16 protein-coding genes are annotated in these 21,204 nt (G+C 72.7%); 7 read left to right on the top strand and 9 right to left on the bottom strand.

Going from position 1 to position 21,204, the window contains the following annotated elements:
- From AB0A95_RS13915 to AB0A95_RS13895, 5 genes are all read left to right on the top strand, one after another.
- Window positions 1-573: a DUF3000 domain-containing protein gene (locus AB0A95_RS13915; RefSeq protein ID WP_357556050.1), complete on the top strand. Its 573-nt coding sequence runs from the start codon at window positions 1-3 to the stop codon at window positions 571-573.
- Between the two features lie 95 nt (window positions 574-668).
- Window positions 669-1,988, top strand: coding sequence for a ribonuclease D (locus AB0A95_RS13910; RefSeq protein WP_357556049.1), 1,320 nt, complete (start codon window positions 669-671; stop codon window positions 1,986-1,988).
- Window positions 1,989-2,266: 278 nt separating this feature from the next.
- Window positions 2,267-3,463, top strand: a complete 1,197-nt coding sequence (locus AB0A95_RS13905; protein WP_357556048.1) for a thiolase family protein — start codon at window positions 2,267-2,269, stop codon at window positions 3,461-3,463.
- Window positions 3,460-5,529, top strand: a complete 2,070-nt coding sequence (locus tag AB0A95_RS13900) for a 3-hydroxyacyl-CoA dehydrogenase NAD-binding domain-containing protein (protein WP_357556047.1) — start codon at window positions 3,460-3,462, stop codon at window positions 5,527-5,529. The genes AB0A95_RS13905 and AB0A95_RS13900 overlap by 4 nt, the downstream gene beginning before the upstream one ends.
- Window positions 5,530-5,700: 171 nt before the next feature.
- Window positions 5,701-6,531 (top strand): hypothetical protein, encoded by an 831-nt coding sequence (locus AB0A95_RS13895; protein ID WP_357556046.1) that lies wholly within the window; start codon window positions 5,701-5,703, stop codon window positions 6,529-6,531.
- Between the two features lie 59 nt (window positions 6,532-6,590).
- On the opposite strand, the gene AB0A95_RS13890 is transcribed toward AB0A95_RS13895, so the two are convergent.
- From AB0A95_RS13890 to AB0A95_RS13860, 7 genes are all read right to left on the bottom strand, one after another.
- Window positions 6,591-7,100, bottom strand: coding sequence for a levansucrase (locus AB0A95_RS13890; protein ID WP_357556045.1), 510 nt, complete (start codon window positions 7,098-7,100; stop codon window positions 6,591-6,593).
- Window positions 7,101-7,335: 235 nt separating this feature from the next.
- Window positions 7,336-7,761 (bottom strand): VOC family protein, encoded by a 426-nt coding sequence (locus AB0A95_RS13885; RefSeq protein WP_357556044.1) that lies wholly within the window; start codon window positions 7,759-7,761, stop codon window positions 7,336-7,338.
- Window positions 7,762-7,922: 161 nt separating this feature from the next.
- The gene (locus tag AB0A95_RS13880; RefSeq protein WP_357556043.1) at window positions 7,923-9,098 is read right to left on the bottom strand and encodes a HAMP domain-containing sensor histidine kinase; all 1,176 of its coding nucleotides are present in this window, start codon (window positions 9,096-9,098) and stop codon (window positions 7,923-7,925) included.
- Window positions 9,095-9,763, bottom strand: a complete 669-nt coding sequence (locus tag AB0A95_RS13875; RefSeq protein ID WP_357070407.1) for a response regulator transcription factor — start codon at window positions 9,761-9,763, stop codon at window positions 9,095-9,097. The genes AB0A95_RS13880 and AB0A95_RS13875 overlap by 4 nt, the downstream gene beginning before the upstream one ends.
- A gap of 86 nt (window positions 9,764-9,849) precedes the next feature.
- Window positions 9,850-11,139: a PQQ-binding-like beta-propeller repeat protein gene (locus tag AB0A95_RS13870; protein WP_357556042.1), complete on the bottom strand. Its 1,290-nt coding sequence runs from the start codon at window positions 11,137-11,139 to the stop codon at window positions 9,850-9,852.
- Window positions 11,136-12,428, bottom strand: a complete 1,293-nt coding sequence (locus tag AB0A95_RS13865) for a PQQ-binding-like beta-propeller repeat protein (RefSeq protein WP_357556041.1) — start codon at window positions 12,426-12,428, stop codon at window positions 11,136-11,138. Before AB0A95_RS13865 ends, AB0A95_RS13870 begins: the two co-directional genes overlap by 4 nt.
- Entirely contained in the window at window positions 12,425-13,699 is a 1,275-nt protein-coding gene (locus tag AB0A95_RS13860; protein ID WP_357556040.1) for a PQQ-binding-like beta-propeller repeat protein, read from the bottom strand. The genes AB0A95_RS13865 and AB0A95_RS13860 overlap by 4 nt, the downstream gene beginning before the upstream one ends.
- Before the next feature lie 126 nt (window positions 13,700-13,825).
- Between AB0A95_RS13860 and AB0A95_RS13855 the strand changes: the two genes are divergently transcribed.
- The gene (locus AB0A95_RS13855) at window positions 13,826-15,715 is read left to right on the top strand and encodes a hypothetical protein (protein ID WP_357556187.1); all 1,890 of its coding nucleotides are present in this window, start codon (window positions 13,826-13,828) and stop codon (window positions 15,713-15,715) included.
- Here the strand turns inward: AB0A95_RS13855 and AB0A95_RS13850 are convergent, their stop codons facing one another.
- Together AB0A95_RS13850 and AB0A95_RS13845 are read right to left on the bottom strand one after the other, a co-directional pair.
- Entirely contained in the window at window positions 15,716-17,539 is a 1,824-nt protein-coding gene (locus tag AB0A95_RS13850) for a hypothetical protein (protein ID WP_357556039.1), read from the bottom strand.
- Window positions 17,539-19,632, bottom strand: a complete 2,094-nt coding sequence (locus tag AB0A95_RS13845) for a hypothetical protein (protein WP_357556038.1) — start codon at window positions 19,630-19,632, stop codon at window positions 17,539-17,541. The genes AB0A95_RS13850 and AB0A95_RS13845 overlap by 1 nt, the downstream gene beginning before the upstream one ends.
- Before the next feature lie 193 nt (window positions 19,633-19,825).
- On the opposite strand from AB0A95_RS13845, the gene AB0A95_RS13840 reads away from it, so the two are divergent.
- Complete coding sequence (locus AB0A95_RS13840) at window positions 19,826-20,980, top strand: hypothetical protein (protein ID WP_357556186.1); 1,155 nt, start codon at window positions 19,826-19,828, stop codon at window positions 20,978-20,980.
- Window positions 20,981-21,204: the final 224 nt, after the last annotated feature.

Raw genomic sequence — 21,204 nt, 5'->3', positions numbered from 1 at the left:
ATGGCCCCCCCGATCGCGCTCCCGGAGACGTTCGCCCGCGCGGTCGCCGGGCTGCGATCGGCGACCCCCCGGCCGGAGATCACGCTGGAGGAGGTCGGCGCCCCCCAGCGGTTGGCCCCGTACGCGTTCGCACTCTCCGCGGCGGTGCTGCGCGACGGCGACGAGGTGGCGACCGGCCGGTTGATCCTGCTGCACGACCCGGTCGGCCACGAGGCGTGGCAGGGCACCCTGCGGTTGGTCACCTACGTGACCGCCGAGTTGGAGGTCGACCTGGCCGCCGATCCGCTGCTGCCCGGCGTCGGCTGGACGTGGCTGACCGACGCGTTGGACGCCCAGGAGGCCGGCCACCGGGCGATCGGCGGAACGGTGACGCAGACCATGTCGACCCGGTTCGGTGACCTGGCCGGCCCACCGACAGTGGGCGACATCGAGATCCGCGCCTCCTGGACGCCTGTCGACGACGACCTGACCCCGCACCTGCTCGGCTGGTGCGCACTGCTCGCCTCCACCGCCGGCCTCCCCCCGCCCGGCGTGACCGCCCTCTCCGACCGTCGCCCCGCCGGAGCGGCCTGATGATCGGCGTCCGGACGGACACGTCACGGACACCTGACCGACACGCGCCGGACCGGCTGCACACGCCGGATCATCGCGCGCACTAGGGTTGGCAGGTGACCGACGAACCACCCCTGCGCCGTCGGCCCGCCGAAGAACTCCCGGGAAACGCACCCCAGCACCCGCCGTCGGCCCAGCCGCAGCCGGCGGGCGACGGGGTGGACCCGACCGACGGTGGGCCCGTTCCGCTGATCGCACCGCGTGACGGCACCCCCGAGCCGGTGGCCGCTCCGGCCCAGCTCGCCGAGGTCGTGGCCCGCTTCGCGGCGGGCACCGGCCCCGTCGCCCTGGACGCCGAACGCGCCTCCGGCTACCGCTACAGCCAGCGCGCGTACCTGGTGCAACTGCGCCGGGCCGGTGCGGGCACGGCGCTGATCGACCCGCTGCCACTGCCTGACCTCAGCGCGCTGGACGCGGCGATCGGGGATGCCGAGTGGGTGCTGCACGCGGCCAGCCAGGATCTGCCCTGCCTGGCCGAGGTGGGGCTGCGCCCGCGCCGGTTGTTCGACACGGAACTGGCCGCGCGGCTGGCGGGGTTCGAGCGGGTCGGGCTGGCCGCGCTGACCGAGCAGTTGCTCGGCTTCACCCTGGAGAAGCACCACTCGGCCGCCGACTGGTCGAGTCGCCCGCTGCCCGAGTCGTGGCTGACGTACGCCGCCCTCGACGTGGAGATGCTCACCGACCTGCGCGACGCCCTCGACGCCGAGCTGACCCGACAGGGCAAGTCGGCCTGGGCCGCGGAGGAGTTCGCCGCCCTGGTCCGCACCGGGGCGCGTCCGCCGCGGGTCCGCGCGGAGCCCTGGCGGCGTACCTCCGGCATCCACCGGCTGCGGGGGGCGCGGGCCCAGGCCCGGGTCCGCTCGATGTGGTACGCCCGGGACCAGATCGCGGCCCGGCGGGACGCCGCGCCCGGCCGGGTGCTGCCCGACTCGGCGATCATCGCCGCTGCCGAGTTGGACCCGAAGGACGAGAAGACCCTGCTGACCCTGCCCGGTTTCGGCGGTCGGTCGGTCCGGCGGTTGGCCCGCACCTGGCTCGCCGCGCTCGACGACGCCCGACAGTTGCCGGACGACTCGCTGCCGGTCTCCCCGACCGTGGAGGGCCCACCACCGCCACACCGGTGGGCCGAACGGGATCCGGTGGCGGCGGGCCGGCTGGCCCGATGCCGGGAGGTGGTGATCCGCATCTCCGGTGAGCACAACCTGCCGCCGGAAAACCTGATCACTCCGGACTCGGTTCGCCGGCTGGCCTGGACCCCACCGGAGGAGCTCACCGAGGAGGCGGTCGCGGAGACCCTGCGCGGCCTCAACGCCCGCGAATGGCAAATAGGCCTCCTAACCCAAGCCCTGACCGAAGCCCTAGACCCAACCCCCTAACCCCACCCACCCCCACCCCCTGACTTCTCCGTTGATCATGGGGTTATAGCCACCGCCACCGGCGTGTCGTGACAACAACGCCATGATCAACGGAAGGCCGGCGGGGTGGGGGTCGGGTGGGTGAGGGTCGGGGTGTGGGGTGGGCCACAGGAGGGCTTGGGGACCGGGGTGGTTACTGGCGAGTAGCATTTGGGGGGAACGTGCCCGTGTCGGCGACCCTTGTCCGGTCCGGAGTGCCGCTCCGCGTAGGTCGGATCGTGGTCGAATAGGAGGCTCAAGTGCCCCGTGAAGTTCGGGATGTCGTCTTTGTCGACGGTGTCCGTACCCCGTTCGGCAAGGCGGGTGGTATGTACGCCAACACCCGCGCCGACGACCTGGTGATCCGCTGCATCCGTGAGCTGCTGCGGCGCAACCCGCAGCTGCCTCCGGAGCGGGTCGAGGAAGTCGCCATCGCGGCCACCACGCAGATCGGCGACCAGGGCCTCACCATCGGGCGCACCGCCGCCCTGCTGGCCGGTCTGCCCAAGACCGTTCCCGGCTTCGCCATCGACCGGATGTGCGCCGGCGCGATGACCGCGGTGACCACAGTGGCCAGCGGCATCGCCATGGGCGCGTACGACGTCGCCATCGCCGGTGGCGTCGAGCACATGGGGCACCACCCGATGGGCGAGGGTGTCGACCCCAACCCGCGCATCATCGCGGAGAAGCTCGTCGACCCGTCCGCGCTGGTCATGGGCGCCACCGCGGAGAACCTGCACGACCGGGTGCCGCACATCACCAAGGCCCGCACCGACGCGTTCGCGCTCGCCTCGCAGCAGAAGACCGCGAAGGCGTACGCCAACGGCAAGCTCCAGGACGACCTGGTGCCGATGTCCATCCGGGACGCGGAGGGCGGCTGGGGCCTGGCGACTGTGGACGAGGCCCCACGGGACACGTCGTTGGAGAAGCTCGCCACCCTGAAGACCCCGTTCCGCCCGCACGGCAAGGTCACCGCGGGCAACGCGGCCGGCCTGAACGACGGTGCCACCGCGAGCCTGCTCGCCGACGAGGCCACCGCCCGCGAGCTGGGTCTGCCGGTCGCCATGCGGCTGGTGTCGTTCGGCTTCGTCGGCGTGGAGCCGGAGGTGATGGGTGTCGGCCCGATCCCGTCGACGGAGAAGGCGCTGCGTCTCGCCGGGCTCAGCATCGACGACATCGGCCTGTTCGAGCTGAACGAGGCGTTCGCCGTGCAGGTGCTCGCCTTCCTCGACCACTTCGGCATCGCCGACGACGACCCGCGGGTCAACCCGTGGGGCGGCGCGATCGCCATCGGTCACCCCCTCGCGTCCTCCGGCGTACGGCTGATGACGCAGCTGGCCCGGCAGTTCGCCGAGCACCCCGAGGTCCGCTACGGCGTGACCGCGATGTGCATCGGCATCGGCATGGGCGGCACTGTCATCTGGGAGAACCCGCACTGGGAGGGTGGCAACAAGTGAGCGCACTGGCCGCACCGAACGAGGTCGTCACCCGCGCGCTGCTGCGGCAGGTGAACGTACCGGGGCTGGACCGACCCGCTGCCCTGATCACATTGGACAACGGGCTCGACCACACCAAGCCGAACACCTTCGGCCCGGGCGGGCTGACCGACCTGGACGACGCGATCACCGCGGCGCTCGCCGCCGACCCGGCGTTCGTCGCTGTCACCGGCAAGACGTACATCTTCTGCGTCGGCGCGGACATCCTGGGCCTGCCGCAGCTCGCCGACCGCGCGCAGGCGTTGGAGATCGGTCGCCTCGGCCACCGGGTCTTCGCCCGGCTGAAGGACAGCACGGTTCCCACCTTCGCGTTCGTCAACGGCGCGGCGATGGGCGGCGGCCTGGAGTTGGCGCTGCACTGCCACTACCGGACGCTCTCCGGTGGTGCGGCGGCCCTCGCGCTGCCCGAGGTCTCCCTCGGCCTGGTGCCCGGCTGGGGCGGCACCCAACTGCTGCCGAACCTGATCGGCATCCCCGCCGCGACCCAGGTGATCATCCAGAACCCGCTGATGCAGAACAAGATGCTCAAGCCGAAGCAGGCCGCCGAGCTGGGCATCGCGGACATCCTGCTGGAGCCGGCCGACTTCCTGGAGCGTTCGCTGGAGTGGGCGGCCGACGTGGTGCGCGGTCGGGTGACAGTCACCCGACCCGAGGTCGACAAGGACATGTGGGCGGGCGTGCTCTACTTCGCCCGGGAGACGCTGAACCAGCGGCTGCACGGCGCGGTGCCGGCCGCGTACAAGGCCCTCGACCTGCTGGAGACGGCCAAGGACGGCGACTTCGCCGCCGGCACCGCCGCCGAGGACGAGGCCCTCGCGGACCTGGTCTTCTCCGAGGAGCTGCGCAGCGGCCTGTACGCCTTCGACCTGGTGCAGCGGCGGGCCAAGCGACCGGCCGGCGCACCGGACAAGGGCCTGGCCCGCACCGTCACCAAGGTCGGCATCGTCGGCGCCGGCCTGATGGCCAGCCAGTTGGCGCTGCTGTTCGCCCGTCGCCTCCAGGTGCCGGTCGTCATGAGCGACCTGGACCAGTCGCGGGTGGACAAGGGCGTCGGCTACGTACACACCCAGATCGAGAAGGCCGTCACCAAGGGCCGGATGGACAAGGGCACCGCCGCCAAGCTGTACGGCCTGGTCAGCGGCACTGTCGACAAGAGCGCCTTCGCCGACGCCGACTTCGTCATCGAGGCGGTCTTCGAGGACCTGGGGGTCAAGAAGCAGGTCTGGGCCGAGCTGGAGAAGATCGTCTCCCCGGAGGCGGTGCTCGCCACCAACACCAGTTCGCTGTCCATCACCGAGATGGCCGCCGACCTGGAGCACCCGGAGCGGGTCGTCGGTTTCCACTTCTTCAACCCGGTGGCGGTGCTGCCGCTGCTGGAGATCGTCCGGGGCGAGCGCACCGACGATGCCACACTGGCCACCGCGTTCGCGGTCGGCAAGCAGCTCAAGAAGTCGAGCGTGCTGGTCAAGGACGCCCCGGCGTTCGTGGTGAACCGGCTGCTCACCCGCTTCCTGGGCACCGTCTTCGCCGCCGTGGACGCCGGCACGCCGCTGGACGTGGCGAACAGCGCGCTGGACCCGCTGGGACTGCCGATGCGCCCGCTCGCCCTGCTCCAACTGGTCGGGCCGGCCGTCGCGTACCACGTGGGCGGCACCCTGCACGCTGCGTACCCGGACCGGTTCGGCGTGAGCGACAACCTCAGGCGGATCGCCGACTCGGGTCAGCCGATCGTGGTCGACGACCAGGTCAACGAGGAGGTGGCCAAGCTGCTCGTCGTGGGTGACCAGCCGCTGACCGCCGAGCAGGTACGCCAGAACGCGCTCGACGCGCTCGCGCAGGAGATCCGGCTGATGCTGGACGAGGGCGTGGTCGCCGAGGCGCAGGACATCGACCTGTGCATGATCCTGGGCGCCGGTTGGCCGTTCCACCTGGGTGGCGTGACGCCGTACCTGGACCGGACCGGCACCTCCGAGCGGGTCACCGGTCAGCGGTTCCTGCCGCGCGGGGCGGCGAGCCTGCCCGCCTGACGATCCCCCAGCGCCACCGTCGCGGTGGTCGGACCATCCCTCTCGTGGACGGCCGACCACCGCGACCGTTTGTGATCACCCTGGCCGTCCGGGTGGACCCACGCGGGGCGTCACCGGTAGCCGCACCGGGTTAGGATCACGCGCTTTGCACCCCTGACTTGGAGCTAACTGATGTCTCAGCCGCCGGCCACCCCGTACGGCCCGCCGCACGATTCCTCCAATCCACCCCAGCAGCCGGGCCAGCCGCAGTACCCGGGCCAGCAGCCGGGCCAGCCGCAGCAGCCCGGCCAGCCCCAGTACCCGGGCCAGCCGCAGCAGGCCGGTGCGTGGCCGCCGCCGCAGCAGCAGGGGTTCCCGCCCGCGCAGCCGGGTCAGCCGTACGGCGCTCCCGGCCAGTTCGCGGGCCCGCCGCCGGCGAAGAAGTCGAACGTCGGCAAGATCGTGCTGATCGTGCTGGCGGTCGTGCTGGTGCTCTGCCTCGGCGGGGCGGCGATCACCTGGTTCGCGATCAGGAAGGACGTGGGCGACGTCGTCGACGCCACCAAGACCCGGGTGGTCGCGCCGGCGACCCTCGCCGGCCGGCCGAAGATCACCGATCCGCAGCTGCAGTTGGCCGCCGACAAGTTGGTCAACGACATGAAGTCCGAGGTGCAGAACGAGACCAGCACGGTCGGCGCGTTCTACGGCGACCCGACCAAGCAGGACCTCGTCATGATCGCCGCGGTGTCCGGTCTGATGACGGACCCGAAGAAGGAACTGGACGACGCCGTCAACGGGCTCTCCACCGAGCTGACCGTGACAAACATGGCGTCGGTCGAGGCCGGCCCGCTCGGCGGCGACGCGAAGTGCGGCGACGGCAAGGCCGCCGGGAACATCCCGTTGGGCGTCTGCGTCTGGGCCGACCGCGGCAGCCTGGGCATGGTGGTGGTCTACTTCAAGACCGCCAAGCAGGTGGAGGCCGAGTTCACCACCATTCGGGGCCAGGTCGAGCAGCGCTCCTGAGCCGTACGACGACCGGGGCCCGGCCACCTCAGGGTGGCCCGGGCCCCGTGCCGTACCGCTCAGGCTCCGGCCACCGGGAAGTACGCGTTCAGCTTGCTCCGCAGGTGGGCCGCGTAGATGAAGCCGAGCACCGGGTTGCCGCGGTAGGCGCTGGCCGTGCCGCTGCCGACCTCCACCGCCACGGGTCGGGCCACCGCGGCGAACTTCACCTGCTGGCCGCCCTGCGCCCACGCCGAGGCAGCCGGCTCGACCTGGGTGCCGACCAGGGCGGGGAACACCGCCACGCCGTTCTGAAAGCCGCGCAGCTGCCCCTTGCGGGCCAGCACGTAGTCCATCGCCGTGGCGGTGAACCCCTGCAGGGCGTCCGCCGTGACGTGCGTCGCCGGCGCGGCGACAGTGAACAGGTGCAGCTTTGTCGCCATCCACCGCATCCGGAAGTCACCCCGGTGGCCGATCAGCACCGGTACGCCGCCCCAGTCCTCGGTCCGCACCTCGCAGCCGTCGGCCCGAAGCCGCTCGCCGGTCGCGGTGAGGTACGCCCGCACCGGCTCGGTCGCCTTCGTGTCCATCTGCCCACGCCCTTCGTTGGCTCGCTGTGGCCGCTCATCTAACACCATCGCCGCCTGCCCCGCCGCCCCTGTCGATCATGAGCAAACGCCGGCTCGCGAAGCAGCGCCGGATCTGCCAGGAGCACACGGAACACCTCGTCACCGATCGGGAGGATCAGCAACGAATCCCGACCCGTAGTGGTGCCGGGGCCCCGACACCCGAAGGTCGCCGGAGCCCCGGGCCACACGCCGGCGGTCAGGCCGGTCTGTTGTCTTCCGCCGCGGCCCGCGCCGCCGCGGCCGCCCTCCGCTCGGCAACGTTGCCGAGCACGCAGAACTCGTTGCCCTCCGGGTCGGCGAGCACCGCCCAGCCCGTGCCATCGGCGTTCCGATGGTCGGTGACCACCGTGGCACCGAGGCCGAGCACCCGTTCGACCTCCTCATCTCTGGTCCGGTCGAGAGGTTCCAGGCAGATGTGGAGCCGGTTCTTCGTCACCTTGTCTTCCGGCACCTCTTGGAAGAACAGGTTCGGGGTGGCGTCGTCCGACGGCAGCAGGGCCGCCTCCGGGTCACCCGGGGCGTCGTCGGAGTGTCGGGCGTACCCGAGCACGGCGGCCCAGAAGCCAGCCAGGGCGTACGTGTCGTGGCAGTCGAAACTGATGTTGCGGATCCGTGGATACACGGGTGTTCCCTCCAAGCGGGATGGGACGCTCCGCTTCCGGGAGTCAGCCGGCGCAGACCCGGGGTGCGGAGTCATGATTGGTGGACATCGACGCACCCCCCTTCGTTTCTTGGGCTGACGCGGTGATCTTGCCAGCGACCGAGCGCTGCACGCAACCCCGTTCAGCCGACGGTGGGCACCGAGCCGTTGACCGCCGGGGCGTCGGCCGAGGGCAGCGTGACAGTGACCTCCAGGCCACCGCCGGGCTGTGCGATGACGCGTACCGTGCCGCCGTGCGCGGTGCAGACCGCCCGGACGATGGACAGGCCGAGGCCGGACCCGCGGGCCCCGGTGCGTTCCCGGCCGCCACGCCGGAACGGCTCGAACAGCCCCGGCACGTCGGCCTGGTCCACCTCGAACCCGGTGTTGCCGACCACCAGCCAGGACCGGTGGCCATCGGTGCCGGTACGCACCCAGAGCCGGCCGTGCAGGTGGTTGTAGCGAACCGCGTTCTCGATCAGGTTGCCGGCCAACCGGTCCAGCAGCCCCGGGTCACCCACGACCGGGGCGGACTCCAGTGACGCCTGCACCCGCAGGCCGATCCGTTCCACCTCGCGGCGCATCGCCGACAACGCGTTGGCGGTGCCCGCCGAGAGGTCACACTCGGTACGCCGGCCCAGCTGCCGCCCGGCCTGCGCCTCGCTGCGGGCCAACACCAGCAGCGCGTCCACCAGGCCGTTGGCCCGCTCGGACGCGTCCCGGACCACTGTCGCCATCCGGCGGTACTCGGCGGCATCCGCGTCGTCGTCGCTGAGCGTCACGTCGATCTCGGTGCGCATCACGGCCAGCGGAGTCCGCAGCTCGTGCGAGGCGTTCGCCACGAAACGCTTCTGTGCCTCGAACGCGGACGCGATCCGGTCCAGCATGGCGTCGAACGTCTTGGCCAACTCGGCCACCTCGTCGTCGGCGCCCGAGTAGCCGATCCGCTGGTCCAGGGTGGCCTCACCGAGGCGCTGTGCGGTCGCGGTGACCTGGTGCAGCGGGCGCAGCGCCCGACCCGCCACCGCGTACGCGCCGGCCACCCCGACCACGCTGATCGCCAGGAGCGCGACCAGACCCTTGGCCAGCAGCTCCCCGGACGCGGCGTCGACAAGTCGCCGCTGCCACTCGGCCGCGTCCATCCGCCCGCCGTCGGAGAGCAGCACCGTCGTGCCGGGCAGCAGCTCGTCGGTGGGGCGCAGCGCGTCGCGGACCAGCAGCCAGGCCAGCAGCACCAGGATCGCTCCCGCGCCGACCAGCAGCACGCCGTTGAGCAGCGTCAGCCGCAACCGCAGGGTGGGCCGCACCCGGCGGCTCACGCGCCCACCTCGGCCGTGCGGTAGCCCGCGCCCACCACTGTCTCGATCAGCGGCGGGTCACCGAGCTTCTTGCGCAGCGTCATCACGGTGACGCGGACGATCGTGGTGAACGGGTCGGTGTTCGCGTCCCAGACCCGTTCCAGCAGCTCCTCACTGGAAACCACAGCGCCGCGCGCCTTGAGTAACTCGCTGAGCACCCCGAACTCCTTGTTGGTCAGGTCGACCGGCACCCCGGCGCGGGTGGCCACCCGGCGGGCCGGGTCGAGCACCAGGTCGGCCAGTTCGAGCACCGGCGGCGCGGCCGGGGTGGCCCGCCGGCCCAGCGCCTGCACCCGGGCGACCAACTCGTCGAACGCGAACGGTTTGGACAGGTAGTCGTCCGCGCCGATCTGCAACCCCTCCACCCGGTCGGCGACGGTGCCGCTCGCGGTGAGCATCAGCACCCGGGTCAGCGCGCCGGAGGCGGCCAGGTCCGCGCAGATCTGGTCACCGTGCACGCCGGGCAGGTCGCGGTCGAGCACCACCACGTCGTACCGGGTGACGAACGCCGCCTCGTGGCCGGCGTCGCCGTCGTACGCCACGTCGACAGCCATCCCCCGCTTGCGCAACCCGCGGGCGATCGCGTCGGCGAGGTTGCGCTCGTCCTCCACCACAAGTACCCGCATCCCGGCCTCCTCGCTGCTGACCACCGACAACCTAGTGCCAGCCGGCAACCATCGTCCCTCGCCGGCCCGTCCGGGCCGACGGGTGGTCAGTCGCGCAACTGCCAGATCCGGTACGTGCCGCCGGTGCCGGAGCACAGCAGGCGCCCGTCGATCGCCTGGCAATGCCCGGTGGCCTCCGGCAGCACGTCCACGATGCGCGTCCGGCCGGCGCGGACGTCCAGCTCCCCGACCAGCGCCCCGCCGTCGGGATGCGGACGGACGCCGAGCAGCCGGCCACGGGTGTCGACGTCGTACAGCTCCCACCGGCCCAGGTCGGCCAGCTCCTGGCCGGTCAGCGCGTCGATGACGAAGAACTGCCCTACCGGACCGCTGCTGATCACGCTGGACAGCAGCCGGCCACCGGACGGCCAGGCCCACATCCAGCGGTCGCTGCGCCAGCGCACCTCGCCGGTCGCGGGATCGACAGCCCACAGCCCGGCGGAGCGGGTGCGCAGACACAGGACGCTGCCGCAGCCGTGGACGATGTCGACCTCGCCCGCCGTGGTGCTCCAGCGCCGGTCCAGCCGGTCCAGCCCGTAGGCGGTGATCGTCTTCGGTTCCCCACCGACGGCCAGCACCAGGTCGTCCACCACCTGCACGTACGCGAGGGGCCTGCCGCCGGGTGGGCGCAGGTCGGCGCGCACCAGCACCGCGCCGGTCCGCGTGTCGCGCACCTCGACCGGCCCCCGCACGTCGGTGAACACCAGCCGCTCCGCCTTCTCGCCGGCGACCTGCGCGTCGACGCCGACGGCGGGGGCGGTCACCTGCCAGCGCACGGTGCCACAGCAGGGATCGACAGACCGCAGCCGGACCGGCTCTACCTCACCGTTGGAGCGCAGCAGCAGGGTGCCGTCGGCCAGCTCGACGGGGGTGTCCGGCTGCTGCCAGCGGTACGCCCCGGTGGCCCGGTCCAGCGCCACGGTGAGGCTGGCCCGCGGGTCCGCGCCGATCTCGTAGCCGTTGAGCAGCAGCATTCCGTTCTTCGGCACAATCCCCCAGGAGCGGGCCTGCCCGGGCAGCGCCACGTCCCAGACCGGCTCGCCGTCGGCCAGCCGGAAGGCGGCGAGCCGCCACTGCGGCGCCTGAGCGGTGACCGGGTTGATCACCAGGATCAGGTCGCCGTCGACGAGCACGTCGGCGCCGGCCTGGGCGGGCACCGTCACCACGGCCCGCCCCGGCGGCGGCGCGGCTGCGGCGGCGACTGTGGCCAGCACGAGCAGCAGGGCCAGCGCGCAGCGCAGCGGTCGGCCGTGGGCGCGGGGTGGGCGGGACAACGGCGCGGCGTCCGGCTCCGGGCCGGGCCGCAGCTCACCGAGGTCGATCACCGGGCCGGTCACCGCGGCATCCGGAACAGCCGGTACGAGCCGTCCACCGACTGGCAGAGCAGGAGGCCGACGACCGCCTGGCAGTTTCCGGCGGTGTTCGCGAGCACGTCCCGTGCACGGGCCTCCCCGGCGCGGACGTCCAACTCCGCGACGACCATCCTGCCGTCCGGGTGCGGACGGATGCCGACAAGCGGGCCGTCGATGTCGAACTGGGCCAACTCCCACCCGCCCAGGTCGGCCAGCTTCCGGCCGGTCAGCGGATCGAGCACGACGAACTGCTGCGTGAGGGTGCGCAGGCTGCTCGTCGGGATGGCCACCACCCGCCCGTCGTACGGGAAGACCCACGCCCAGCCGTCGCTGCGCCAGCGCACCTGGCCGGTCGCGCGATCGACCCCCCACAGCCCGCCCCCGTGTCTCTGCGGACACAGGACGGGACCACAGTCGTCGACGACGTCGATCGGCTCGGTCATGGCGGTGCTCCAGCGCTGGTCCAGCCGGTCCAGCCCGTAGGCGGTGATCGTGGGCGGCATCGGACGGGTGGTCAGCAGGAGATCGTTCACCACCTGCACGGTCTCGAACGACCCGCCGTCGGGTGGGCGCAGGTTGGCCCGGGCCAGCTCCGTGCCGGTGATCGCGTCGTGCACCTCGGTGAACCCGTTCCTGCGGTGCAGGATCACCCGGTCCACTCCGCTTGCGTGGTGCCGGAGGCTGACGTACTCGGCGGCGTCGGGCAGCTGCCAGCGCACGGTGCCGCAGCAGGCATCGACCGCGCGCAGGCTGACCGGCTCCTTGTCGGCGCCGGACTGTAGCAACACGTTGCCGTCGGCCAGCGGGTCGGGGCGGCCCGGCTGCTGCCAGCGGTACGCCCCGGTCTTCCGGTCGAACGCCAGGGTCAGGATGCTCCCCTCGGGCGGCAGCGCCTCGTAGACAGTGAGCAGCAGGGTCCCGCCCGCCACCATGATCCCCCAGTTGCGGCCCTGCACCGGCACCACGGTCTGCCAGAGCAACGTGCCGTCGGGCAACCGGAAGGCGCTCATCCGCCGCCGCGTCGGCTGCTCCGGGTCCGGGTCGAGCACCACGAACAGGTCGGCGGTGAGCAGCGTCTCGGCGGCGAGCTGTGCGGGCACCGTCACCGCGGCCGGGCGGCGCGGCGGCACGGTGGCGGAGACGAGCGTGGCCAGCACGAGCAGCAGGACCAGCGCACAGCGCAACGGCCGACCGGACGCGCGGGGCGGACGGGGCAGCGGCTCCCGATCCGGGCCGTGCCGGAGCTCACCGAGGTCGATCACCGCGCCGGTCACGTTCGCAACCGCCACAGCGCGGTGGAGCCGTCGAGACGCTGGCAGAGCAGGATCGGTAGCGACGTCTGGCAACCGCCCGCGATGTCCGGCAGCACGTCGAGGATTCGCGCCCGGCCGGCCGCCAGGTCCAGTTCGGCGACGACCAGCCGGCCGTCGTCGCCGTGCCGCAGCCCGACCAGCGGATCGTCGCGCCGGAGCACCGGCAGCAGGTCCCACTCGCCCAGCTCGGTGCGCGTTCGCCCGGTCGCCGCGTCGCGCACCGCGTACTGCCGGCCGAGGCCGGCCATCAGCAGCCAGTCGCCGCGTATGTCGGCAAGCAACTCCCGGCCCGGGTCCGACCAGCGCACCACGCCGGTGGCCGGATCGAGGACCTGGAGGCTGCCGTCCTGCTCCGACACGCAGAGCAGGTGGGCACAGCCGACCACGAACGACACCGGAGACACCTGAGCCGTCCACCGGTGCTCCAGCTCGGCCAGCCCGTAGGCCACCACCCTCGGGACGTCCCCGGGTGTGAGGAGCAGCAGCAGATCGTCGACGACCTGGACCCGCTGGAACACCGGCGGGTCGCCGGGCAGCGTGTCGACGCCGCGCAGCAGGCGACCGCTGTCGGCGTCGTGCACCTGGACCTCGCCGCTGGGTTGCACCAGCACGAACCTGTCGATCCGACCGTCGGTCACGTGGAAGCCGGGGCCGCTCGGCGACAGCAGCGGCACCGACCAGCGCACCCGGCCGGTGTCGGGCTCGATCCGGCTCATCCGGTCCGCCCCACTCTGGCGGACGTCCGTCAGCAGCAGCCCGCCGTCGGCGATCGGCACGGGGGCACCCCCATGCCGCCACCGCTGCTGGCCCGTCTCGGCGTCGAAGGCGGTGGTCTCGATCACCCCCTCCTCGGCATCCACACTCGTGGCCAGCACCAGCCCCCGCTCGACCCGGACGCCGAGGTAGTCGTCGCCGCGGGGCACCGACGCACGCCACCGCGCACCGGCGCCGTTCGGTGCCGACCGGGCGTACACGGTCAGGTGCCGGTCCCCATCGGGTGTCGGCGGGTCGATGACGATGACGCCGTCCGCGGTGAGGAAGGCGGAGTCCGCCCGCGACGCCGGCACCACTGTCATCGTCCGTCGCGGCTGCGGTGTCGCGCCGGCCAGCAACACCAGAGTGAGCAGCAGCACGGCGGCGCCGCGCACCGGGCGGCCGGCGGCGCGGGGCCGGCGGACCGGCGGACCGGTCGTCGACTCGTCCCCGATCTCACCCAGCTCGATGATCGACAACGACCGTCCCTCCGTGATCGCGCCGTGCTGGCCGTCGGGTGACGTCCGGCAAACCGACCGTGAGCGCACCGGGCCGGCAAAAGCGACGGACCCGCGCCTGTACGATGGCGCGTCGTGGCTGTGCCGGTGGTAGACCCTTCGCTGAATCCCGTAACCGATGCCGACCCGGCCGAGGTCGAGCCGACACGGCGGCCCCGACGCCGCCCGGCCCGAGCCGACCTGTTGGCACTCGGAGCCTATGTGCTGCTGGGCATCTTCGTCTGCCTCAACTACTGGGGTGACGTCACCGGCCGGGTCTCCTCGCACCTGCCCACCGACCACAGCTGGTTCGAGTGGTTGTTCGCGCACGGCGCGTACTCGGTGCGGCACCTGGAGAACCCGCTGTTCACGGCCCGGCAGAACGCCCCGGACGGCGTGAACATGATGGCCAACACCTCGCTGCTCGGGGTGACCCTGCCGCTGGCCCCGCTGACCATGCTGTTCGGCCCCCAGGTGATGTACGCGCTCTACCTGGGCGCGGCGCTGGCGGCCACCGCCGGCACCGGGTACTGGATGCTCTCCCGCCACCTGGTGCGTTCCCGGGCGGCGGCGTTCGTCGGCGGCGCGTTCCTCGGCTTCGCGCCGGGAATCATCCACCACGCCAACGGTCAGCCCAACTTCGTGTCCAACTTCCTGTTGCCACTGATCGTGGTGCGGGTGCTGCGCCTCGCCGAGCCGGGCCGGTGGCGGCGCAACGGGCTGGTGCTCGGCGCGCTGGTGACGTACCAGATCTTCATCAACGAGGAGATGTTGCTGCTCACCGCGCTGGCCTGCCTGGTCGTCGTGCTGGCGTACGCCGCGCAGCGGCCACGCGCCGCCTGGGCCGCCGCCGGCACGTTCGCGGCCGGGCTCGGGGTCGCCGGTGGGCTGGCCCTGGTGCTCGCGGCGTACCCGATCTGGTTCCAGTTCAACGGCCCGCAGTCCTACCGGGGGTTGCAGGGCGGCGTCTTCCACAACTGGGGCGAGGACCTGATGGCCTTCGTCACCTTCGCCCGGGACACCTGGGCCGGTGACCCGGCGGTGGAGCAGACGATCGGGCTGACCGAGCAGAACACCTGGTTCGGTTGGCCGCTGGTGCTGCTCTCGCTGGTGTCCCTGGTCCTGCTCGTGCGCCGGTCGCTCGTCACGCGGATCGTCGCGGTGCTGATCGTGGTGTTCACAGTGGCCGCGATCGGGCCGATGGTGCGCTTCGACGGTGTGGAGACCACAGTGCGTGGCCCGTGGTCGTACGTGCCGGACGACCTGCCGCTCGTCGAGATGATGATGCCGACCCGGCTGACGCTCGTGGTCGCCGCCGCGGTGGGCGTACTGCTGGCGTTGACCTGGGACGCCGCGCACCGCCAGGGGCGCGCGGTCGCCGACCCGGCGCGGGTGCCGGCCCAGCGCGTCGACGAGCCGACCCCGGCGACGTCCGACGACCCGGCCGCACCCGCGCCGGTCGCGGCGCGCCGTCGGTGGCTGCGCCCGGTGGGGTACGCGGCGGTCACCCTCGCCGTGCTGCCGCTGCTGCCCCGACCGCTGCCCGCCCAGCAGATCGACCCGCCGCCGCACTTCATCACCGCGGGCGGTTGGCGACAGTACGTGCCGGCGGGCCGGACCCTGGTGCCGGTGCCGATCCCGAGCAACGTGCACGGCCTGCCGACGCTGCGTTGGAGTGCGCTGACCGGGCAGGAGTTCCCCGTCCCGGGCGGCTACTTCATCGGGCCGAACGAGCTGGGTGAGGGTGTCTTCGGTGCGCCGAACCGGCCCACCAGCACCCTCGTCTACTCCACCATGGACAAGAACGCCGTCCCGGCGCTCACCGAGGAGAACCGCCGCCAGGCCGTCGAGGACCTGCGGTTCTGGCGGGCGTCGGTGGTGGTGCTCGGGGCGCACCCCCGCGAGGCGGTGCTGCGTGAGCTGGTCACCGGCCTGATCGGGCCACCCCGGCGGGTCGACGACGTCTGGGTCTGGGACGTCCGCGCCCTGGTGGGCTGACTAACCGACGCGGTCCCGGACGTCCCACACCCACCCGCCGTCGACAGGTCGACCCGGACCGAGCAGATCGTCGACGGTCCGGCGGACCGGGTCACCATGGTCCAGTCGGCCGAGCACGACAAGCGCGGCGCGCCAGTGCCGCAGATCCTCGACGGCCTGGTCGCGGTCGGCGTCGCCGAGCACCGGCACCGTGCCGGACTCGGCCACCCGACGTAACAGCACCGACGTGGGCCGGTCCGGCGCCCCCCAGCGGGCCGCCGGGTCGTCCGGGCCACTGGGGCCGATGAAGTAACCACCCGGCGCGGGGAACGCCAGACCGGTACGCGCCGACCAGAGCATCACCGCGCTGCGCCCGGCACCGGTGACCGGGGGCACCCCGACCACGGTCCGGCCGGGCGGCACCAGCGCACGCCAGCCGCCGTCGGCGACGAACGCCGGCACCGGCGCGACAGGCACCACCCGGATCGGCGTCGGAGCCAGAGGCAGCAACGCGGCGGCGACCGCGCCGGCCCACAGCAACCGCACCGGCAGGCCCGGCGCCGGCCCGCGCGCGGTGCGGACCCGGTCCAGGGAGAGCGCCACCAACACACCGAGCACCGGTACGCAGACCAGCGCGAACCGGGCCGGCACGGCGAGGTCCAGCAGTGGCAGCCCGGCGACCAGCCGGTACGGCCCTCCGATGCCGGTCGCGGTGCCGTCCACCCGCACCTCGGTGCCGAGCGAGAGCAGGGCGAAGACCAGGCCACACCCGCCCAGTGCCCGGACCAGCGGTCGGCGCCACTGCCAGATCACGATCACCACGGCGAGCACCAACAGCCCCGGGCCGAAGAACGAGTTCTCCTCGGTCGGGTTGGGCGACAGCAGCCCCGGCAGCCAGTCGTCGCCGAGGACCGTCTGCCGGGCCGACGCGGTAAACGAGGCGGCGTCCAACTGGAAGCCGTGCGTGTCGAACGCCATCCCCGAGTAGTGCTGCGGGCCGTGGAACTGGAACCACAGCGGGTACGCCAACAGCACCGCCGCCACCCCGGCCGCCACCGCGAGCCGGCGGACGAGGGCCGGTGCGAGCCGTCGGGCGGCCTCGGCGTCGGCGAGCGCGTAGCCCAGCGCGAACACCCCGGCCGCGAGCGCGAGGAAGACCAGCACCTCCTCACCGACGAAGACCTGCCAGACGAGCAGCAGTCCGAGGCCGACACCGGGCCGCCACACGGCGCTGGTGCGGTGCTCGGCGACCGTGCCGCCAGGCCGGTGCTCGGCGGCCCGGGTGGGCCGGAACACCAGGGCGAGGATCGCGGGCACCAGGAACTGTGCGGCGATGTGCAGGTGGGCGCTCGCCTGGGCGACCATGCCCGGGGCGAAGCCGCAGACCAGCCCGCCGATCGCCGCCGCGCAGCGGCTGGTGACCAGCCGGCGGCGCAGCAGCGCGTACCAGGCGGCGGCGGTGCCGGCCAGGCAGCAGACGACAGCCACGCAGAACGCCACCTGCGACCCGAAGAGCAGGGTGACCGGGGTCAGCGGAACACCCAGGCCGAGCACCGACGTGTTGGCCATGAGGTTGACCCCGTCGGGCGCGTTCAGCCCGGCGCTGAACAGCGGGTTCTCCCCCGCGACCACGGCATGCGCCGCGTGGGCCAACATCCACTCGAAGAGGATCTGGTCACCCGCCTGGTGGAACAGCCGCCACGGATGACCCCACTGGGCACTGGTCAGCACCACGGCCAGGCCCAGGTAGCCGGCCACCACCAGCACGTCGCGCAGCCGTGCCGACCGGGACGTGCTGGCCGCCGCCGGGGGCGACGTGGTCTCCGACGTCGTCCCGGTGGTCATCACACCGAACGGTCGGTGAGCGTCCGGACGTCCCAGACCCAGACGTCCAACTCCTGGCGGCCCGGTCCGACCAGCTCCTCGACAGTGCGTCGCAGCGGCTCGGCGTTCTGTTGCCGCACGGGCAGCACCAGGATCGCCGCCCGCCAGTGCCGCAGCTCGTCGGTGAATCGGCGGCGCTGCCGGTCGTCGAGCTTCGGCGTACGACCGGTGGTCGCCACCTCCTCCAGCATCTGGCCCACCCCGCTGGGTCGGCCCCCGAACCGGCCCGCGTCGCCGGTGTTGCCGTTTCGAGGTGCGAGGAAGTAGCCGCCGGGGATCTTGAAGTCGAGGTTGGTGGCCGCCGCCCAGCGCATGCCGTGCGTGTTGCCCATGCTGGGCACCGGGATCGGCACCAGCGTCTGGTCCGGCCCGACGTACGCCCGCCAACGGTCCGCGGTGATGAAGTCCGGCACCGGCGGCCGAGACACCATCCGCAGCGGCATCGGGGCGATCGGCAGCAGCGCGAACGCCAGGCCGGCGGCGGTGAGCGTCCGCACGGTACGCCGCTCGGCGGGACGCAACGCCCAGGCCCGCTCGACGGCGAGCGCGAGCAGCAGACCGATCACCACGCTGGTGATCAGACCGAACCGGGTCGGCACCACCGCGTCCAGCAGCGGCAGGTGCACCAGCCACCGCCACGGCCCGGTGACCAGCTCCCGGTCCCACCAGGAGACCCGCTCGCCGAGCGAGAGCAGGGCGAAGAGCAGGCCCGTCGCCGCGAGCGCCCGGATGATCAACTCCCGGCGCAGCCAGACCACGATGCCGATGGCGATCATGGACAGGCTCCAGCCGAAGAAGGCGTTCTCCTCGGAGTAGTTCGGCGCCAGATTGATGTTGGCGCGCTGGTTGCCGCCGAGGGTGGGCGAGCCCGGGGCGAAGAAGGCGGCGATGTCGTTGCCGTAGTCCTTCACCGCGTCGCTGAGGCCGTGGTAGGCCATCGGCCCGGCGAACTGCACGTACAGGGGGTACGCCAGCAGCGCCCCGGCCAGCAGCGCACAGGTCACCACACCGGCGCCGAGGGGCCGCCACGCCGCCCGCCAGCGGGCCGGCTCCTGCACGAGCACGGCCAGCAGGAAGACGCCGCACGCCAACGCCGTGAAGAGCAGGATCTCCTCGTTGATGAACGCCTGCACGGCGACCAGCAGGGCGAGCAGCGCGCCGTCGCGGACCGGCTTCCGGGAGCGGGTCAGCACCAGCACCCGCCAGACGATGAACGGCAGCAGGAACTGGCTGATGATGTTCGGGTGCCAACTGGCGTGCGAGAGCATCGCGGGCGAGAACCCGCAGAACCAGCCGCCGACCGCCGCCGCGAGCGGGAGCCGCACCACGTGGCGGGAGAGCATCAGGTACCAGCCCATGGCGGTGCCGGCGAGGCCGAGCGTCACCAGCACCACGAACGAGACCGCCGGCCCGAACAGCAGCGTCACCGGGACCATCGGAATGCCCAACGCCAGCACCGCCGTGTTGGCCATCAGGTTGACGCCGTCGGGATAGTTGAACTGCTCGGTGTAGAACGGGTACTCGCCGTGCAGCACCACCCGTACCGAGTGGGCGAGGAAGAACTGCACCTGGGCCGGATCACCGGTGTAGAGCGAGGCCACCCGACCGGACGGGTCCAACCAGATCCGGCTGGTCACCCAGACCGCGGCCAGCAGGAACAGGCCGCCCACCGCCAGGTGCTGCCGCCGCCGGGTCCACCGACGCCACCACGCCCGTGCCGGTACCGCCGCCGCGTCCTCGGCAGACTCGGCCGGAGCCGGCACGGCAGCCGGCGCAGCGGCCTCAGCCGGAGGGGCCTCGGCCGGAGCCGGCGCAGCGGCCTCAGCCGGAGCCGGCGCAGCGGCCTCAGCCGGAGCCGGCGCAGCGGCCTCAGCCGGGGTGGCGAGGGTGGGGCCGGTGGTGCGCTGGGTCTCGGTCGACGCGGTGGAGGTGCTGGTCAGCGCGGCAGGGCCAACGAAGAGACCGGCCGGAGTGCGATAGCTCACCATCTCGTCGGAGCCAGCTGCCGACTCCGGGTGCGGCGCGGGCAGGGCGCGGGACTCGGCAGGCGTCACAGTCGGCGGAGTCTACCGGAGCTAGGAAAACCCACTCCAGCCCCGGTGATTCCACTGTGGCTGCACCGGCGACGGCCACCGCAGGTCCCGCATCGGACATCTCGTACTATGGCGCTTTCCGACAGCGACGGCGAGGCGATCGGGGGCGGGCCAGGTGACTCCAGGCCGTCGGTACGGCAGGGCGGTTCCCGTCCTGCTGAGCGCACTGCTGGCCACCACGGCGTGCGGTCCGATAGCCGATCGGAAGCCAGCCGACCTGCGGGTCGGGTACGACAGCCTGGACGGCACGCTGGCCGTGTGGCCGCCGCGCGGCGACCTCTCCCGGGACACCACGGCGACGGCAGCGGTCACCGAAGCCGTCCGTGACTGGCGGTCACCGGCCGACGACCGCGCACACCTGCCCACGTCCGGCATCCTCTTCTCCGGTCGGGTCGACGGCGCCCCGGTGGCGATCGTGGCCGCCGACGTGCCCGGCGAAAGCGCCTCCTGGCTGCTGCAACTCACCCGCGACGGCGACCGGTACGCGGTGACCCGCGCCACCGAGTACACCGACCCGGGCTACCTCGTCTACTCCGACGTGCTGCCGATACAGACCGCCGGCGGCCGGCGCTACCTGGTCTCCGCCCGGGTGCAGACCCTGGTCGGGCCACAGGATCGGACGCTGTCCGTCGCGGACGGCCTCAGCGCGCCGGTCGACGTACCAGCCTGCACGGCCGTCGGAGTGACCGCGACCCTCCGAGCCACCGAGTCGTTGCCCCGCGGGCGGGCCGCCGACCGACTGCTGGACCTGGGCACCGGCACCGTCGATCCGCGCTATCCCCTGATCCGCGACGAGTCCGGCACGGGGCGGCGGGCACTGACCGGCCTGGACACCTGCGTGCTGGCCGGCGACCGGGGCCCGTTCGGCAGCATCCCCCGCCGGATCGGCGACCGGGACGCGCCGCGCTCGGTGCCGACGTCCTGGCCGATGGCGAAGCTCATGGTGCGCTCGCTCGGCGAGGTCGCCCTCGGCGGCGGTGCGGCGGCCGAGTTGCAGCAGCTCAGCTGGGACACCGATGCCGGCGCGATGACCGCGGTGGTCTACCGACCGGCCGACGGCGGCACGCCAGTCGTCTCGCCCGCCGACCGGGCCACCCCGTTGCAGGCGTACCAACTGCCCATGCCCGGTCAACCGCTGGTGGTGCTCAGTTGGCGACCCACCCGGGACAGCTCCCTGTCCGTCCCACCGGGCACCCCGCTGCTGGTCGAGCGCCCCGGCCTGGCGGTGCTCCCCAGCCCGACCCGCTCCCAGACCTACAGCCTGGCCAACTCCGACAAAACCCACTACCGCTCCGTAAAACCCCGCTAACCCCACCCCACCCCACCCAACCCCACCGCCCTGCCCCACCCCGCCCCCCGCCCCCGCCCGGGTCGATCATGCAGTTGTGGTGCCCCACAAAAGGGGTGAATCATCGCTCATCGGCCACCACAAGTCCATGATCGACGAGTGCGGGGGGCGGGGCTCGGGGCGGGGGGCGGGGCGGGGCGGGGACAGGGGGCGGCGGGCGGTCCTGGAGGGGCGGCCCGGCGTGG

Source organism: Micromonospora sp. NPDC049230 (genome assembly GCF_040647875.1).
Classification (GTDB): Bacteria; Actinomycetota; Actinomycetes; order Mycobacteriales; family Micromonosporaceae; genus Micromonospora.
This window is presented reverse-complemented; position numbering and strand designations above follow the sequence as displayed.

Coding starts and splice junctions, on each gene's coding strand:
- AB0A95_RS13915 (WP_357556050.1), top strand. CDS start 1: ATGGCCCCCCCGATCGCGCTCCCGGAGACGTTCGCCCGCGCGGTCGCC.
- AB0A95_RS13895 (WP_357556046.1), top strand. CDS start 5,701: ATGTCTCAGCCGCCGGCCACCCCGTACGGCCCGCCGCACGATTCCTCC.
- AB0A95_RS13890 (WP_357556045.1), bottom strand. CDS start 7,100: ATGGACACGAAGGCGACCGAGCCGGTGCGGGCGTACCTCACCGCGACC.
- AB0A95_RS13875 (WP_357070407.1), bottom strand. CDS start 9,763: ATGCGGGTACTTGTGGTGGAGGACGAGCGCAACCTCGCCGACGCGATC.
- AB0A95_RS13850 (WP_357556039.1), bottom strand. CDS start 17,539: ATGACCACCGGGACGACGTCGGAGACCACGTCGCCCCCGGCGGCGGCC.